The sequence below is a fragment of the Paenarthrobacter sp. JL.01a genome, assembly GCF_025452095.1.
Lineage (GTDB): Bacteria > Actinomycetota > Actinomycetes > Actinomycetales > Micrococcaceae > Arthrobacter.
The window spans coordinates 4,088,805-4,105,847 of sequence record NZ_CP104877.1; the positions used below are offsets into that span (position 1 = coordinate 4,088,805).

The 17,043-nt window shown below is 64.2% G+C and carries 16 protein-coding genes and 1 riboswitch; of the genes, 3 read left to right on the forward strand and 13 right to left on the reverse strand.

The genetic code is table 11. The annotated features are described in order from the left end of the window. On the reverse strand, nucleotides 1–1,059 hold the full coding sequence (locus N5P29_RS19390; RefSeq protein WP_262276407.1) for an ATP-dependent DNA ligase: 1,059 nt from the start codon (nucleotides 1,057–1,059) through the stop codon (nucleotides 1–3). A 207-nt stretch (nucleotides 1,060–1,266) separates the two neighbouring features. After that, nucleotides 1,267–1,417, forward strand: a riboswitch (cyclic di-AMP (ydaO/yuaA leader). A gap of 15 nt (nucleotides 1,418–1,432) precedes the next feature. On the opposite strand from N5P29_RS19390, the gene N5P29_RS19395 reads away from it, so the two are divergent. Then, entirely contained in the window at nucleotides 1,433–2,527 is a 1,095-nt protein-coding gene (locus N5P29_RS19395; protein ID WP_262276408.1) for a hypothetical protein, read from the forward strand. A gap of 195 nt (nucleotides 2,528–2,722) precedes the next feature. Here the strand turns inward: N5P29_RS19395 and N5P29_RS19400 are convergent, their stop codons facing one another. Then, a complete protein-coding gene (locus tag N5P29_RS19400; RefSeq protein WP_262276409.1) occupies nucleotides 2,723–3,937 on the reverse strand; it encodes a PucR family transcriptional regulator in 1,215 nt (404 codons plus the stop codon). A gap of 208 nt (nucleotides 3,938–4,145) precedes the next feature. On the opposite strand from N5P29_RS19400, the gene ald reads away from it, so the two are divergent. Beyond that, on the forward strand, nucleotides 4,146–5,264 hold the full coding sequence (gene ald, locus N5P29_RS19405; RefSeq protein WP_262276410.1) for an alanine dehydrogenase: 1,119 nt from the start codon (nucleotides 4,146–4,148) through the stop codon (nucleotides 5,262–5,264). Nucleotides 5,265–5,384: 120 nt separating this feature from the next. Here ald and N5P29_RS19410 read toward each other — a convergent pair whose 3' ends face one another. From N5P29_RS19410 to N5P29_RS19460, 11 genes are all read right to left on the reverse strand, one after another. After that, nucleotides 5,385–6,146 carry a hypothetical protein gene (locus tag N5P29_RS19410; RefSeq protein ID WP_262276411.1) on the reverse strand — a complete coding sequence of 254 codons (762 nt, stop codon included), beginning with the start codon at nucleotides 6,144–6,146 and terminating at the stop codon, nucleotides 5,385–5,387. Beyond that, nucleotides 6,143–6,694, reverse strand: coding sequence for an RNA polymerase sigma factor (locus tag N5P29_RS19415; protein WP_262276412.1), 552 nt, complete (start codon nucleotides 6,692–6,694; stop codon nucleotides 6,143–6,145). Before N5P29_RS19415 ends, N5P29_RS19410 begins: the two co-directional genes overlap by 4 nt. 88 nt (nucleotides 6,695–6,782) lie before the next feature. After that, complete coding sequence (locus N5P29_RS19420) at nucleotides 6,783–7,487, reverse strand: hypothetical protein (RefSeq protein ID WP_262276413.1); 705 nt, start codon at nucleotides 7,485–7,487, stop codon at nucleotides 6,783–6,785. A gap of 116 nt (nucleotides 7,488–7,603) precedes the next feature. Then, nucleotides 7,604–8,674 (reverse strand): Gfo/Idh/MocA family protein, encoded by a 1,071-nt coding sequence (locus tag N5P29_RS19425; RefSeq protein WP_262276414.1) that lies wholly within the window; start codon nucleotides 8,672–8,674, stop codon nucleotides 7,604–7,606. 14 nt (nucleotides 8,675–8,688) lie between these two features. Further along, on the reverse strand, nucleotides 8,689–8,946 hold the full coding sequence (locus N5P29_RS19430) for a type II toxin-antitoxin system RelE family toxin (protein WP_262276415.1): 258 nt from the start codon (nucleotides 8,944–8,946) through the stop codon (nucleotides 8,689–8,691). Further along, on the reverse strand, nucleotides 8,943–9,212 hold the full coding sequence (locus N5P29_RS19435; RefSeq protein WP_144662112.1) for a type II toxin-antitoxin system Phd/YefM family antitoxin: 270 nt from the start codon (nucleotides 9,210–9,212) through the stop codon (nucleotides 8,943–8,945). Before N5P29_RS19435 ends, N5P29_RS19430 begins: the two co-directional genes overlap by 4 nt. Nucleotides 9,213–9,389: 177 nt before the next feature. After that, nucleotides 9,390–11,117 (reverse strand): ABC transporter family substrate-binding protein, encoded by a 1,728-nt coding sequence (locus N5P29_RS19440; protein ID WP_144662111.1) that lies wholly within the window; start codon nucleotides 11,115–11,117, stop codon nucleotides 9,390–9,392. A 79-nt stretch (nucleotides 11,118–11,196) separates the two neighbouring features. After that, the gene (locus N5P29_RS19445; protein ID WP_262276416.1) at nucleotides 11,197–13,362 is read right to left on the reverse strand and encodes a dipeptide ABC transporter ATP-binding protein; all 2,166 of its coding nucleotides are present in this window, start codon (nucleotides 13,360–13,362) and stop codon (nucleotides 11,197–11,199) included. Next, entirely contained in the window at nucleotides 13,359–14,327 is a 969-nt protein-coding gene (locus N5P29_RS19450; protein WP_262276417.1) for an ABC transporter permease, read from the reverse strand. The genes N5P29_RS19445 and N5P29_RS19450 overlap by 4 nt, the downstream gene beginning before the upstream one ends. Next, nucleotides 14,327–15,310 carry an ABC transporter permease gene (locus N5P29_RS19455; RefSeq protein ID WP_144662108.1) on the reverse strand — a complete coding sequence of 328 codons (984 nt, stop codon included), beginning with the start codon at nucleotides 15,308–15,310 and terminating at the stop codon, nucleotides 14,327–14,329. The genes N5P29_RS19450 and N5P29_RS19455 overlap by 1 nt, the downstream gene beginning before the upstream one ends. Nucleotides 15,311–15,613: 303 nt before the next feature. Then, the gene (locus N5P29_RS19460) at nucleotides 15,614–16,228 is read right to left on the reverse strand and encodes a TetR/AcrR family transcriptional regulator (protein ID WP_262276418.1); all 615 of its coding nucleotides are present in this window, start codon (nucleotides 16,226–16,228) and stop codon (nucleotides 15,614–15,616) included. 123 nt (nucleotides 16,229–16,351) lie between these two features. Here N5P29_RS19460 and N5P29_RS19465 point away from each other — a divergent pair, with 123 nt between their 5' ends. Continuing rightward, entirely contained in the window at nucleotides 16,352–16,921 is a 570-nt protein-coding gene (locus N5P29_RS19465) for an NAD(P)H-dependent oxidoreductase (RefSeq protein WP_262276419.1), read from the forward strand. The last annotated feature ends 122 nt before the right edge of the window (nucleotides 16,922–17,043 follow it).

Genomic DNA, 17,043 nt, shown 5'->3' on the forward strand with positions numbered 1-17,043 from the left:
CTACGGGAGGTTCAGTATCTCCCCGAGGTCGTACTCCACAGGCTCCTCCAGCTGCGAATACGTGCAGCTTTCGGGGGTCCGGTCCGGCCGCCACCGGCGGAATTGCGTCGTGTGGCGGAACCGGTCGCCCTCCATGTAGTCGTAGGCCACCTCAATGACCAGCTCAGGGCGGAGGGGAACAAAGGAGAAGTCCTTGCCCGCGCTCCACCGGCTCTGGGCACCGGGCATCCTGGATCCGCCGGCTTCCTGGTTGGCCCACTCACCCCAGGGATGCTCGGCAAACTCCACTTGATAGGGCTCAAGCTCAGCCACCAACGCCTCCCGCTTTGCCATGGGGAATGATGCCACGACGCCGACGTGATGGAGCCGGCCCGAGTCGTCGTAGAGCCCCAGGAGCATCGACCCCACAACTTTCGCGGTCTTGTGCCAGCGGAAGCCGGCAACGACACAGTCGGCTGTCCGCTCATGCTTGGTCTTGAACATCACCCGCTTGTTCGGCTGATAGGTGCCGTCGAGCGGTTTGGACAGCACGCCGTCGAGCCCTGCTCCCTCAAGCTGCACGAACCATTCCTTCGCCCGCTCCAGGTCCGTCACCGCGGGCGTGACGTACACCGGCGGCTCAGCGTTGGCGAGGGCTTTCTCCAAGGCCGCGCGTCGCTCTGCGAAGGGCTTTACCGTGAGATCCTCCTCGCCGAGGGCAAGAAGGTCGAACGCCACCAACGACGCCGGCGTCTTCTCCGCAAGCATCCGCACCCGGCTGTCCGCGGGATGGATCCGCTGCTGCAACACCTCGAACTCCAGCCTGTTGCCCTGGATCAGGATGATCTCGCCGTCCACCACGCACTTGTCCGGAAGGTTCCTCTTCAGGGCTTCAACGAGCTCCGGGAAGTAGCGCGTCATGGGCTTTTCGTTGCGGCTGCCCAGGATGATCTCGTCCCCGTCCTTGAAGACGATGGTCCGGAACCCATCCCACTTGGGCTCGTAATGCCCAACGTCGGGGATGTTCGGGACAGACTTGGCGAGCATGGGCGAAACGGGCGGCATCACAGGCAGGTCCATAGCTCATGTCTACCGGCCAGTAGGCGCCCAAGGCTAGTGCCTTCCGGACTTCGGCCGGCCCCGAAGCCTAAGCGGTAGAGCCCTCTCGAAGGGGCGGACGTTCCGCCCGTTACATTAATGTGACTTTACTTTCCGGCTACTGTACGGTCGTAGGGCGACCCGAATCTCCGCTGGGCCGCTTCTGGATTGACGCCGGGCTCTGCCGCAATCCAGGATCCGCCAGACCCGCGGCAGAGACGGGGGACCCACAGTTCTCCGGGCTTGTTTTCTCCGCAAGCCCTTGGGGTGAAGCCGCAACCAGCGGCCGGACGGCCTCGTCCGAACCCGACAGCTAACCTCGCAGGCGTTGAGAGGCACAACCATGTCCCCAACCATGGATAACACGCGCCGCGCGCAACTCGAACGCGAGCGCACCAAGCCAACCGGACGCCGTCGGGCCCAACCCAGCGGACAGGTCGCCGGTACAGAAAGTACGACGCCGGAACCCGCCACTGCGGCGATTCCCACCACGCGCGCCGCCGCCCGCGCCGCTGAGCGGGAACGGGCAGCCCGCGCCGTGATTGAGCCGGCAGAAACCCTGGCAGCGAAATCCGTGCCCCCGGAACCGGCGACCGCGGCCATCCCGGTTGTCGAGGCCGCCCGGGCCGCAGCTCCCGCTTCAACCACGCCGGGCCCTTCAACGTCCGCCATCCCGATCGTCCGGCAGGAAAATCCGGCCACTGCGGCCATTCCCGCGGCCGCCGCCGCTGCACCCAAGACGCCAGCTCCTCTTAACGCTGCGGGCCTCGGCGCGACCTCGACATTCGGCCGCGAACCCCAAGCCGTCCTGCGGAAAGCCGCGTCCGTGAAGCACATGAGCCAGCGCATGGCAATTGTTGCCGGCGCGCTGGGACTCGCCCTGACCGCAGGATCCGTGGGTCAGGCCCTGCATCTTCCCTTCTTCGGGCAGGAAGCACCCACAAACCAAGCCAGCGGCGGCAACGCTGACCGCCAATCGGGCTCCGCCGCACCGGCACCACGGACGTCCTACACCACGGCGTCGTCCCCGTCGTCATCGGGTTCAGCCTCGTCCGAAGCCGGCCAGCCGGCAACGGTCCCGGAGGCACCTGCGGCGGTTTCGCCGTCGTCGGTTCCCTCACCGCACGTCTCCTTGGCCGCTCCGGTTTGGGTACCTTCGGCGGCAGCCCCGGCTGCTGCACCGCCCGTGACCTCGACGCCTGCGCCCGGAACGACTCCGGCCCAGCCCGCGCCGGCTCCCAGCGACGTGCCGTCGGACACGGTCACCACTCCGCCAGCCACGCCGACGCCGACTACAACCCCGACTCCGACCACGACAGCAACTCCTACGCCGACACCCACGCCCACGGAGACCTCCAAGCCACGGCCCACCGGCAACCCGAACACGCCGAAGCCGCAAGCATCCACCTTGGAATCGCTCCTGAGCGCTGCCCGGGATGTGTTGCAATGAGCATCCGTTTGCCCCGCACCACAGTCCACACCGGGTGGCACGGCCGGTACTGCAGCAGCAGCCGCACGTCCACTTTCCGACGCCGGAGGGGCCGCTGGAGTTGCCAGCGCTTAAGGCGTTCCTAGCCACCACTGAGGCAGGCACCCGTGCAGGGTGCCTGCCTCATGTGGTTAGTGGGCCCGATTCACATGGCCCTCAGATCCTTGGCCGCCCCGCCCAGCGCCGCGCCTTGAGGGCCGCGTGGAGCTCGAGCCGGATGGCACCATTGAGCGGATCAGCACCGATGAGCTGGCGGATCCGGCCCAGCCTGTTGTAGATGCTGCTCCGGTGGAGGTGAAGCTTGGCGGCCACATCCTGGACCGCGCCGTCGTTGTCGTAGAGGAGTTCGAGGACCGGCAGGAGCTCGCCGTTCTTATCCTGATCCTCGAGTGTCCGGAAATGCACCGAGCCGGTGTCGTCCCAACCACCCGGGGCCAGCAGGCGATCGAAAAGCTGGTACACACCAACCGCCCGGCTGTCCACCAACTCCCCCAGCTGCAGGTCAACCGCAGCGGCTTGGGCTGCGACCTTGGATTGCCGGTACGCCCCCGCGAGCTGCCTGATCACCTGAAAAGGCTCGCTGATCCCCAGGATGACGCGGTCCACGGTCCTGCCGGCACGCTTGGCGAGCTCCAGCTGGTAGTGGACCAGGACCTGCGCGTGGTCTGCCCGGCCCCCGGATTCGCGGAACAGGACCACCGAGTGGGTTTCCGTACCCGCACTGAACAAGGCGGCGTTCACGCCGATGGTCGACTGCAGCGCGGCAGAGCGATGCGTCAGGGTTGCGGCAATGGGGTCGACGTCGGACCGGGCACCGTCCGCGTCCAGGATGGTCACCAGTTGCCACGGACCGCGGCCCTGGATCTCCTTCCAGCCCGCTACGGCGGCGACGGCATTCGACTCACCGCCGCAAGCCGAGAGGAACTCCTGCTCACGCCTTCGCCGGAACTCGGACTCGGCCGTATTGGAGTCAAGGAGCAGGCCCGCCAACAGGTCCAGCTCGTCACGCACGCCGGGCAATTGGGCGAGGATCGCCGTCGCACTTTGCTCTTCAAGGTCTTGCTGCACCCACAGGTACCCCACACGGAAACCGCGGACCAAAAGCGGCACGCAGACCCGGCCCAGCATCCCCAGTTCGTCGTTGGCGGGGACCACGACGGGGCGCACCGCTGTGGCGATGCCGTGCGAGAGCTGCCAGGCGCTGACATCCCCCGGAACGCGCTTGCTCAGGAGGAAATTCACGCGGACACGGTCGGCGTGGGATTGGTTGGAGCTGTAGGCCAGGAGGACGCCGTCGAGGTCCTCCAGCGACAGCCCGCGCCCGAGCTTCAGCGCCACACGTTCCACGATCTGTTCCACGTCCTGCTGCATCCGCACAGCGTACCAACATCAGGCGACACCTGACGCTCCAGCACACGACAAATGTCGAACCTACGCAGCAAAGTTCCCTGATTTTCCGGGGTTTTGAACTTGAGGCGGCCCGGCTTTCATGTCGCCTGCCTCACAGCCGGATTTATTCTGGAATCACAGCCCGCAGTACATATTCGGCCGAAAAGGCCGCTAACGATGGAGCCAACAAATGATCATCGGCGTCCCCAAAGAAATCAAGAACAACGAGTTCCGCGTAGCCATTACGGCCGCAGGCGTTCACGAGTTCCGCACCCACGGACACACCGTTCTGGTTGAGCGCGGCGCAGGCCTGGGCTCGGGCATCACCGACGAGGAATACTCGATCGCCGGCGCAGAAATCGTCAACGAAGCCGATGACGTCTGGGGCCGCGCTGATATGGTCATGAAGGTCAAGGAGCCCATCGCTGCCGAGTACCACCGCTTCCGCAAGGGCCTCATCCTCTTCACCTACCTCCACCTCGCCGCAGAGCCCGAGCTCACCGCCGAGCTCATCAACTCCGGCGTCACCGCCATCGCCTACGAGACCGTGCAGGAAGGCCGCGCGCTTCCGCTGCTCGCCCCGATGTCCGAGGTCGCAGGCCGCCTGTCGGTAGTTGTTGGCGCTTCATCGCTGATGGCTCCGGCCGGTGGCAAGGGTGTCCTCCTGGGCGGCGTACCGGGCGTGCGTCCGGCCAAGGTTGTTGTCCTCGGCGCCGGCGTTGCGGGAACCAACGCCGCTGCCATGGCGCTGGGTCTCGGTGCTGATGTCACCATCATGGACATCAACATCAACCGGCTGCGCGAACTCGATGCCCTCTACCAGGGCCGCCTGAAGACCGTTGCCTCCAACGCCTACGAGATCGAGAAGTCAGTCATCGACGCAGATCTCGTGATCGGCTCCGTCCTGATCCCGGGCGCCAAGGCCCCCAAGCTGGTCACCAACGAACTCGTCTCCCGCATGAAGCCGGGCTCGGTTCTGGTTGACATCGCCGTGGACCAGGGCGGCTGCTTCGAGGACACGCACCCCACCACCCACCAGGAACCGACGTACAAGGTCCACAACTCGATCTTTTACTGCGTTGCCAACATGCCTGGCGCTGTTCCGAACACCTCCACGTACGCACTGACCAACGTCACCCTGCGCTACGCCGTGGCCCTGGCCAACCTGGGCGTCAAGGCCGCTTTCGACCGCGACCCCGCCCTGGCTGCCGGCCTCAACATCGCCGCCGGCCACGTGGCACACCACTCCGTTTCCGAGGCTCACAACCTGCCCCTGGTCACCGACTGGCACAGCCTGGTTTCCGCCTAGCAAACCAAACACGACGGCGGGGTGCGGCTTCCACGCGAAGCCGCACCCCGCCGTCGTGGTTTAAACCGCGCCAAATGGGCAGTTAATGGCAATGTTGGTGCCCAACATTGCCACCAAGTGTCACTTCGCGGGCAAGGTGGGAAGCACCGGGACGGGAATGTCCGAGGGGCGGAGCTTTGTAGGATCCAGCTTGGAGGGATCGATCTCCGGCGGCGTGACCGGAAGCGACGGAGCCGGGGGAAGGATGTCCTTGCCCGGATCGGTCCGTGGAGCCTTGGGATCCTGGGTTTGACCGTGACCCGGGGTGGCCTGCGGATCAGCGTGAGGTGTCCCGGCGGGGCTCAAGGGAGCAGACGGGGCCGGAGTGGGCTGGTTCGGAACCACGGCGGGCTGGCTTTCCTGGTGGGAAGGGTCCTGCGCCGGCGTCGTACCAGCGGGCACGTGGGGTTGGGGTGCGTTGCCCGAGCCGGGGGTGAGCTGCGAGACCACCGAGCCGATGGCCGCGCCAAGATGCTCGAAGGCTCCCGGGATTCCGCCCTCGGAGGCTGCTGCCGCCGTCGCACCACCGGCGAGTGACACCGCAACCGCAAGACCGACGACGGCGGCGCGCCCCTTCTTCCTGCGGCGTGCGGCCAGCTCGTCTACAGGGGCAGTCTGCTGCGTTGCCTCAGGAGCCATGGCGGGCATCATTTGTGTCGCCGCGGGGCCACCGACCATCAGGGCCCGGACGGCATCCGAGGGCATGGGGGCGGTGTTGGCCAGGGAACGCAGTTCAAGAAGTTCTGTGCGCAGGCTGGAGGTGTCCTCCATCCCGGCGTCCGCGAGCAGGGAGTCGATCGCCTGCTGGTCGTTGCGCCGACGCGGTGCGGTGTTGTCGCTCATGATGTGCCGTTCCTTAGTAGCGCACGTTTTTTCAGTGCACCCAATGCCCTGCGCTGCAGTTGTTTTACGGCCCCCTGGGACTTGCCCATGATGTCCGCTGTTTCTTCCACCGAGAGGTCGGCGACGACCCTCAGCGCCAGGACCTCGCGGTAATCCTCGGCGAGGTCCTCCAAAAGTTCCGTTACCCCCAGGCCGGACGCCCTTCCGAACGCCTGCTCTTCCGCCGACGGTGAGCTGCGGGCGTCGAAGTCCGGTTCGTATGGCGTGGAGTCGGGGGTCCGTTCACGCTTGCGGTAATGGTCCACCAAACGGGCATGCGCGATGGTGAACAGCAAGGTCTTGGCACCCTGCAGCCCGCCTTGAAGGGTGTCCAACTTGGGGTACAAGGCCAGGAAGACGTCCTGGGTTACAGCTTCGGGATCGTCCACGCCGCGGGCTTTGAGGTAGCCGAAGACCGGCCCGGAAAAGGCGTTGTAGGCAGCCGTAAAGAGCAGAGCGGGATCGTCGTGATCCGCCTGCACGTATTCGTCAGCCAAGGGTTCAAGCACCCGTGGACGCCTCCATCCCGCGTTATGTGGCAGGGCTCCCTGTCATCAAGCCAAGGAGCCCTGCCTTTAAACCGTAACCGCTGCTTGCTTAGCGGACGGAATCGACGGGTGCGCCGTTGACAGCCGGAACCTCAGTGGGAACCTGGGTAGGCAGCGAAGGCACAGCCGGAACTGCCGGAACTGCGGGGACGGCAGGCGTAGCCGGAACAGCCGGGACAGCGGGAACCGCAGGCGTGGCCGGAAGTTCGGACTTCACGGAAGCGTCGACGTCGGCATTTGCCTTGGCGCTGCCGTCAGCCTTCAGGCCTGCAGCCTTACCGGCTTCCACCACGGCGGTGCAGTGTGCCTGGACATTGGCTTCGCCACCAGCGGCGATGGCCAGGGACTTGAAGCCTGCAACCTTGGTGTCTGCCTTGAGGCCACCGTTGAGGAACGAGTTGCAAAGACCGAAAGCTTCCGGCGACGTAGCGTCTTCCACCGCGGCCTTGGCGTCGTTGACGGCGCCCGTGGCCTTGGCCTTGCCGGCGTCAACAGCGTCGTTCGCGGTTGCCTTGGCGGTCTCGACGGCGTCGGTTGCCGTGGTCTTGGCGGTTTCGGCAGCGGCGGCTGCTTCAGCCGTCTTCTGCTCGGCGATGGGGGCAGGAGCGCCCACGACGTCGTGCGCGGTCTTCTGGATTTCAGTGGGAAGGGCGCCATTGAAGGCAGCCACGCCGGTTCCGCCGACAGCTACAGCTCCGGCAGCCAGGACGCCTGCGGCGACTTTGCTGGTGGCAAGGACAGTGAACAAGGACATAAAACCCTCCGACAAACGATTTTGGGATTGCCCCGGCAGCTGTTGGGTAGCTGCCGGATGATCAGGGTGCGGACGTGGCCCGCACACCCCCTACATCGCTGGGGACCTCGGTGAGGTTACGCCTTTCCCAAAAAATCTTTTGAAGCCATGGCCCGGGCCTGTTCAATCAGCCGCAGGACCGCCACCGGGCCGGCCGGGTCCACGGGTACCGGGCGCGCGGAGGCCGTGCCGCCGTCGTCGAGCTTTTCCGCCAGAAGACGGTAAAACTCAGGGTAGGCGCCGCGCTCGGTGGGAACCGTTGTGCGTTCGCCGTCCAGTTCGAGCGTGCCATGGTTTTCTTCAGGCTCGACGCCGTACTCCGGGTCCGTGGGCCGCCCGCCTCCCAGGACAAAGGGCTCCTGCGGATCGGTGCCGAACTTCACGAAGCCGCCCTTGGTGCCGAGGATCCTGAAGCGCGGGCCGTGGAGGTGGCTGTTGAGGTTGATGGTGACGTGGGTGATCACACCGGAATCGTGCCGGAGGGCGAGGAAGACATCGTCGTCGGCGTTTTCCTGGGGGCGTCTTGCGGTGATTTCGGCATAGGTGACAGTGGCCGGGCCGAAGAAACGGAGCGCGAGGTCCAGGACGTGCGTGCCAAGGTCGAACAGGACCCCGCCGCCGTCCTCCGCCGTAGCACTGGCCTTCCAAGCCTTGGCGATCTCAGGCGCCCAACGCTCCATGCCCACCTCGAACCGGGTTACGGTACCCAGCGTCCCGGCGTCGAGCAGTTTCTGCACGGTGAGTGAATCGCCGTCCCAGCGCCGGTTCTGGTAGACCGTGAGGACCCGGCTTTCCTTCGCCGCCAGGGCGATCAGCTCCTCGCCTTGGCTGCTGTGGATGACGAACGGCTTATCAACGACGACGTCGAGTCCGGCTTCCAGCGCGGCTTTCGCCAGCGGGTAGTGGGTTGCCGGCGGTGTGCCGAGGACGATGAGGTCCAGCTGGTCTGCGAGCGCGAGGATGTCCTCCGGGGTGTTGACGATGCTTGCTGCCGGGTGGCGCTCCGTGGCCTTGGCCTGCCGTTGCGGGTCCGAGGTTGCGATGACGCTCAGCTCGTAGGCCGGGTTGGCTTCAATGAACGGCGCATGGAAGACGCTGCCGGAGAGCCCAAAGCCTGCGACGGCGGTACGGATCGGCTGTGAAGTCATGCCCCAAGGCTAGATCAGTAGACCTCGCGGCGGTGGGCAGCCCGGAAAATGATGACGACGAGTTCGCCGTCGTGGATTTCGTAGAGGACCCTGTAGTCCCCGATGCGGATCCGCCAGGCGTTCGACTCCGCGGAGAGCTTCGTCACACCGTCAGGGCGGGGGTTGGTTTCAAGTTCGACGATGGCCAGCAGCACTTTGCGGCGAACAGGCGGCTCCAGTTTTCGGATCTGCTTGGCGGCCGCCGTGCTGAACTCGACCCGGTATTGGCTCACCGAGCGATTCCGTTTTCCTCCAGAAGGTCATCCAGACTCACTCGGGCACCATCATCTTCCGCTTTGGCGGCATGAAGGGCCCTAAGATCCGCCTCATTTTCGAGACGTTCCAGCCGCTCAAGATCCTCAGCACTGATGAGCACCGCAGCAACCTTGCCTCGACGGGTGATGCTGATCCGTTCATGGCCGTAGGCGGCGCGGTTGATCGTGTCTGAAAGGTGGACACGGAGGTCAGCGACACTCACGACGTAGTCTGCGATACCCATGTTTCCAGACTACGCGCTTCTGTCCATTATGTACATCTCGTACGTTATGTACATGGCGTTGCGGTTCCGGGAAGCGCGGGGGATGTGAGCGAGCGTGGGACGGAAGGCCGGGAATCTCCGCGAACCGTTCAACGGGTTCGGGAAGATCCCGGCCTTCAGGAAACTACAGAGGGCAGGCTACTTCTTGGCGCCCTTTTCCCAACCGATGGTGGTCCAGTCCGGAACGTTGGAGTTGCTCTTGAACAGGGACGGGCCGTAGTTGGCCAGGCCCTTGTGCACGAACTGGATCTCCGGGCCGTTGAGGACGGTTCCCATGGAGAAGTACTTCTCCATGTGCTTCTTTTCCACCTCCATGGCTGCCTTGTTGCGCTCGGTGTCATCTGCGATGGTCGCCAGGCGCTTGATCTCGGCATCGAGCTCGGCGTCACCAAGGCCGTTCTCGTTGGTGGTGGAGTCGTAGTACTGCTTGACCGCATCCGTTGCGTCCGCGCCCACGGTGTAACCGGAGATGGTCACATCGAAGTCGCGGGTTCCTACAACCTTGCCGAAGTCGGCGTCACCGCGCTGATCGATGGTCACGTCCATGCCGGCGGCCTTGAGCTGGTTCTGCAGGGTCTGCGAGGTGGCAGCGGTGGTGGGGTCATCGCCGAAGTTGGTGATCTTGAAGGCAACAGGAACGCCGTCCTTCGCCATGATGCCCTTGTCGTTGGGCGCGTAGCCGGCGTCGGTCAGGACCTTCTTGGCGGCATCCGCCCCGCTGTCCTTCACGGGGTAGTTGTCCTGGTAGTACTGGGAGAACGGCATAAGCATCATCGAGCCCGAGCTTTCTTCCGACCAGTTCAGGCCGTTGAAGCGGACGTCGCGGATGGCTTTACGGTCGACGGCGGTGAAGATCGCCTTGCGCACGGCCACGTCAGTCAGCGCGGGCTTCTTGGCGTTGAGGTTCAGGCCGCCGGCGAAGAGGCGCTGGCCGCGGCGGACGTCGGCGTCCTTGGTGCCTTCGAGCTGCTTGTAGCGTCCCAGGGTACGTCCGCTGGTGGCGTCGATTTCACCGTTCTTGAAAGCAGCGATGGTTGCGCTCGGTTCCATCTGGCGCCAGATGACCTTTTCCAGGACGGGCTTCTGGCCCCACCACTTGTCGTTGGGAACCATGGTGACGGTCTTCGCCGTCGTATCGTACTTCTCCACCTTGAACGGGCCTGCCATCCATTCGGGGTGCATTTCGCCGGCGAAACCCTTGTTGAAGATGTCAGCGGTGTTGATGGCCGGGTGGATCAGGCCGAAGAACAGGCTTTCCAGCGGGTAGACAGGCTGGGTGGTGGTGACGATGACTTCCTTGTCGTTGGCACCAGCCTTAACCGAATCCACGAAGGCGTAGGCGCCCGCGGTGACGATGTCAATGGCCTTGTCCTCGCCCTTGAGCATGTTCCACGTGTTCTGGAAGGTCTTGACGTCGATCGGAGTTCCGTCGTTCCAGGTAGCTTTGTCGTTGACCTTGATGGTGATGGTCTGCTTGCCATCCTTGACTTCGCTCTTGACGTCCTCGCAGAAGTCCTTGTTGGGTGAAGCCTTGCCATCGAAGTCGAGCTTCCAGCAACCGCCTATGCCGCCACTGCTCATGCCGACGGGGTTGACCGGAGTCAGCAGAGCGGAAGTGTCCGCGCTGTTGCCCACATTGGAGTTGTTGTTGAAGTCCGGGCCAATACTGCCCACAGCGAGGGTAACCGTGCCGCCCTGCTCCAGGTCCTTGGCTTCCTTGGCGTTGACGCTGATCAGTTTGCTGATGTCGCCGCCTGCTTCTTCGGCCTTCTGGGAGGCCGGACCCGACGGCGTTCCCCCGCCGCAAGCGGTCAGCATCAGCGCTGCTGCCAGTGCTACGCCGCCGATCGTCGTGTACTTCTTCATGGTGTGCCCTTCATGTTTACGACTGAAAAATCATTTGCGAGTTTGAGACCAGGGATTTATTCAAATGAGTCATGTGTTGTCAGGCATGCACCACCAGCATGTCGGCATCAATTTCTCCATCCGGGAAGAAGCAGGCAAAGTCCTGCTCTCCTTCCTTCCCGGAAGCCAGTGGCGGCTCCAGAGTAAGGCACTTCGCCTGCTTTTCGGCAGGCAGTGCGGCGAACACCGGGCAACGCGTAGCAAAGTTGCAGCCCTTTGGGGCGTCGAGGGGGCTGGGAAGATCGCCCTGCAGAATGATGCGTTCGCGGGTACGTTCCACCTCGGGATCCGGCACCGGAATAGCGGACAGCAGCGCCCTGGTGTACGGGTGGCGCGGATTGTCGAAGACGTCGTCCACGTGGCCCGTCTCCACGATTTTGCCCAGGTACATCACGGCAACCCGGTCCGAAATGTGGCGGACTACCGAGAGGTCGTGCGCCACCATGAGGTAGCTGAGGCCAAGCTCGGCGCGAAGCTTATCCAGCAGGTTGATGACACCGGCCTGGACAGACACATCGAGGGCCGAGACGGGTTCGTCCAGGACCACGAGCTTGGGATTGACGGCGAGCGCCCGGGCAATGCCGATGCGTTGGCGCTGCCCGCCGGAGAACTGGTTGGGGAAACGGTTAACGTGGTCCGGCTGCAGGCCAACCAACTTCATGAGCTCCATGATCCGTTTCCGGACGGCAGCCTTGGGCATGCCCAGGTTCTCCAGCGGTTCGGCCAGGACCTCGTACACGGTGAAGCGCGGGTCCAAGGCGCCGGTGGGGTCCTGGAACACCATCTGCATCTCTTTGCGCATGGCCATGGTGGTCTTGTGATCGGTGGCTGCCTTGTTGCTGACGCCGCCGATGACAACCTCACCCACCTGGTCCGGGTGGAACTCCATGATCTCCAGGAGCGTGGTGGTCTTGCCGCAGCCGGATTCACCGACGATCGAGACGCACTCGCCCTCACGGATGTCGAAGCTGAGCCCGTCCACGGCCTTGACCGTGCCGATCCGCCGCTTGATCAGGGCACCCTTGAGCAGTGGGAAGTGCTTTTTCACGTCCTTGAGTTCCAGGACCTTTTCGCGCTCGAGGCGGGGGACGGCGTCGAACTTTGATACCGGCTTGGGCGGCGCGTGGAAGATCTTGTGCGCGTCGGCATCGCCGGAAAGTTCATCGGCCTTGATGCAGGCGGCCTTGTGGCCGAGCGTTTGGTCCGCGGAGCCCGGCACGGGAATCAGTTCGGGTTCGCCGTGCAGGCAGGCATCGCTGACCATGGGGCAACGTGCTGCGAAGGAGCACCCGAGAACGGGCAATGCCAGGTTGGGCGGTGTCCCTTCGATCGGCACCAGCGACTGCTTCTCCGAGGAATCCACGCGGGGCACGGCGCCGAGCAGGCCCAGCGTGTAGGGCATCCGCGGGTTGTAGTAGATGTCCTCAACAGTGCCGGTCTCCACGGGCTTGCCCGCGTACATGACCATGATGTCGTCGGCCATGCCCGCAACGACGCCGAGGTCGTGCGTGATCATGACGACGGCGGCACCGGTTTCCTCCTGCGCGGTGTGCAGGACTTCCAGCACCTGCGCCTGGATGGTGACGTCCAACGCCGTCGTGGGTTCATCGGCGATGAGCACCCGCGGATCGTTGGCGATCGCGATGGCGATCATGACGCGCTGGCGCATGCCGCCGGAGAACTCGTGCGGGAAGGCCTTGAGCCGGTCCTTGGGACTCGGGATGCCCACCATCCGCAAAAGTTCGACGGCGCGGGCTTCTTTGGCCTGCTTGCTCATGGTGGGGTTGTGCACCGTGAGGGCCTCGATGATCTGGTTGCCCACCGTGTACACGGGTGTCAGGGAGGACAGCGGGTCCTGGAACACCATGGCGATGTCGTTGCCCCGGTGCTTGCACATGGCTTTGTCACCCAGGCCCAGGAGTTCCTTGCCCTTGAAGCGCACCGAGCCGGTGATGTCCGCTGTTTCGGGGAGCAGGCCCATGATGGCCATCGAGGTGACGGACTTGCCGGAGCCGGACTCACCCACGATGCCCAGCGTCTTGCCGGGCATGAGGTCGAAGTCGACGCCCCGGACAGCATGGACCACGCCGTTTTCGGAGTTGAACCGGACGTTGAGGTCGCGGACGCTGAGGACGGCGTCTCCGGGGGCGTAGAGTCCGGCGTCGCGGAGGCGCTCGGCGGGGTTCTGGGAGGTGTTGGTGCTCATTTGTTGGTCACCTTCGTGGTCTTGGTCTTCGTCTTCGCCCGGCCGATCGAGCTGGAGCTGGGGTCGAAGGCGTCGCGGAGGCCGTCGTTCATCATGGCCAGCGAACCGGTCAGGAAGAACATCACGATCAGCGGTACCCAGAACATCCAGGGGAAGGAGGACACCTGGCCCGTCGCCTGGCCAATGAGGACGCCGAGACTGACGTCCGGAAGCTTGATGCCGATGCCAATGAAGGAGAAGGCAACCTCGGCAAGAATGGCACCTGTAATGCCCCGGGTGAAGTCGAGGACCAGCAGGGAGCCGATATTAGGAACCAGGTGGCGCCAAACGATCCTGCGGGAAGGCACGCCCATGTACTTGGCGGCTTTGACGTAATCCCGCTGCATGAGGGACATGGACAGCGAGCGCACCAGGCGGGCAGTGCCCATCCAACTGAAGAACAGCAGCACAACCACCAGCAGCAGCCAGCTGGGAAGGTTCTTGAGCCCCCCGCTGCCGCTGGTCGCCACGGCAACCACCAGGATGGCGGGCATCATGATGAGTGCTTCGAGGATGAACAGCATGGTGGCGTCCACCTTGCCGCCAAAGAACGCCATGGTGCAGCCGTAGACGGCGGAGATCAGCACGGACAAGCCGCCCACGATGAGGCCAATGAGGATCGAGGTCCTGGTTCCATCGACGATGAGCGCCATGAGGTCGATGCCGGCCTGTGTGGTGCCCAGAAGGTGGTCAGGCGAGGGTGGCATGCCGATGTTGAGGGGATCGATGGTCTCCTTGTCCCACGGCGTCAGGAACCCGCCGAAGACGGAGAACAGGAACAGCGCCAGGAAGATGAACAAGCCGGCGACGGCGGTCCGGTTCCGCATGAAGCGACGGAAGATGATGCGGGACTTGCCGATCACGACGTCCTGGTCGGCTACCCGTGTCTCATCGATTTCGGCGATCGGGTCAATGATGTTTGTCATTACTGGACCCTCACTCGCGGATCGACCAGGGTGGTGGCGAAGTCGGCCAGGATGGCACCGATGGCGAAGATGACCGAACCGTAGGCCAGGGTGGCCGTGGCGACGTTGACGTCCTGCAGGCCGATGGACTGGATGCTCCAGAGGCCGATCCCCGGCCAGGCGAAGATCGCCTCGGCGAAGAAGCCGCCCGTGAAGATGGCCGGGATGGTGAAAGCGATGCTCTGCGCCACCGGAATGAAGGAGACGCGCAGGGCGTGCTTCCTGATGGCCTGGTTGCGGGTCAGCCCCTTGGCCCTCGCTGTGCGGACGAAGTCCGCATTGACGTTGTCCAGCAGGTATTGCCGCTGGGCAATCTGGTAGCCCGCCCAACCGAAGATGGTCATCGCAAAGGTGGGCACGGCGTAGTGGGCCACAAGGTCAACGAAAGCCGGCCAACCCGGGTCTATTCCCGGCGTCGAAATTCCTGTCACGAAGAAAATGCGCTCGCCGACGGCCTCATTGACGCTGATGGCGCCGAGCTGGACCAGGAAGTAGGCGATGGGCGCGGGCAGGATATGGACCAGGTAGCTGTAGGACGTGATGACGCGGTCCTGGAACTTGTACTGGCGTGCTGCGGAGTAGACACCCAGTGCCACGCCGATGATCAGCGTCAGGATGATCGAGGCGATGAAGAGCCGGGTGGAGACCATGACGCGGTCCGCAAATTCTGCGTTGACGTAGGCGCCGTTCGGGCTGCGGCCCCAGTCCCAGCGGGTCACGATGCCGCCCAGCCATTCGACGTAGCGCTCCCAGGGGTTCTTGTCCGGGTCGAGCCCGAGGCCACGGAAGGATGCGGCGACTTGCTCCGGCGTTGGCCGCGGGATTTTTTCCTGCTCCAGGACGGCCGGCTTGAGGGAGGACACTGCCAGGAAATATCCGGCGCTCGTGGTCAGGAAGATCATGATCAGGTAGATGCCCGATCTCTTCAGCAGATATTTCAGCATGTCGGGTGGCTGCCCCGAATCGTGGCAAAACTCAAAGCTCGTCCTTCCGCGGTTCCCGGCTGTGGCCGGCGTCAGCTGCGAATTGGCGCAGCGGGTGGTTTGGCTCCCCCAGCGCCCCTTCAGTGATCACCGGGCCATGTATGGCATGGGTCACATTCAAGAGGAAACTACCACAATAAGTGCTTCACGTTTTGCTTCGACGACGCCACTTTAACGCCTGCAGCCAGATCGTTATGTGCAGCTTGCGTCACGAAATGGACGACGGCGTCACTTAAGCGCCACTGCCAGGCGGTGGGGCCGGGGCTATTTGCCGCCCAAGAGCCTCGTGATGAGCTCACCCCAGGAATCGGTGAGTCGTCGTGGTGAAATCCCCCGCGCCCAGACATCGTCAACGATCCGCTCCGGGTCCAACGCGTAGGTCAGCGACATGGCCATGACCCAAGGATCCGCTATGCCGGCCTCCCGCAGCAGAACCTCCATGTGCCGGTGCGAAAGCTTCGTGGCCGGGACATCAAATCTGTTGCGGGTGGCAGCACCGGCCGCCTTGAGCAAATCACCGTTTTCCAGCACGAAATAGATCCGGCCCTCGCCAAATGCCACGAGGCGATCCTTTGGCGAAGCGCCCGGACCCAATGGTGGCGGCCCGAACATGAAGGCCCGTTGGAAGTCCGACTCCGCGTCGCTCAACAGGGTCATCATGAGGCCCGCCCTGCTGCCGAAACGCCTGAAGACCGTCCCCTTACCCACCTTGGCCTTGCACGCGAGGGCGTCCATGGTCAGCGCGTCTGCACCGAACTCATCCACCAGCTCCCGGGCAGCGCACAGCAGGCGCTCGCGGTTCCGCGCGGCGTCGCTGCGCTCATGCGGCAGCCCTGGCGTCCCCAATGGCGCGTCGGGCTGGAGGGGGATGAAGCTCACAAGAAACATAATAGACCCGGGAATAGAAACCGGACCGTAGTCCGTTTAGTATCGGTGAAGGCTCCAAAGCCCCACAAACCGCAGGCCGGATACCCTCAGCCCGGCCCGACACAAGGAGACACCATGTCCAAGAGCACCGTCCTCACCCTCGTCGGCAGCCTGCGCGCCGATTCCCACAACAAGAAGCTTGCCGAAGCCATCCAGCTGAACGCCCCGGAGAACGTGGAAGTCCAGATCCACGACTCCCTGGGCAACATCCCCTTCTACAACGAAGACATCGACGTCGAAGGCCAGGTTCCCGCCGAAGCCGCCGCCCTCCGCGAGGCAGCCTCCAAGGCCGACACCATCCTCCTGGTCACCCCCGAGCACAACGGCACCGTCCCGGCATCGCTGAAGAACGCCATCGACTGGCTGTCCCGCCCGTTCGGCGCCGGCGCCCTGTCCGGTAAGCCGACCGCCGTCGTCGGAACCGCCTTCGGCCAGTACGGCGGCGTCTGGGCCCAGGACGAGGCCCGCAAGGCCGTCGGCATCGCCGGCGCCAAGGTCCTCGAGGACGTCAAGCTGGCCGTCCCGGGTTCCATGATCCGCTTCGCTGAACTGCACCCGAAGGACGACGCCGAGGTCGTTGAGCAGATCAAGGGCATCTTCGAGCCGCTGACTGCCGTGCAGGATGACGAAGAAGCAGCAGCCTAGTCATTCACCGGAAAATGCCCCCGTCCCGCAGTCCGCGGGACGGGGGCATTTTCCGTTTCTGCTTGCTCCGTTCAGAGCGGCTGACACCTGGGGCGTGACCAACTCTTGTCCGAACCGTCACC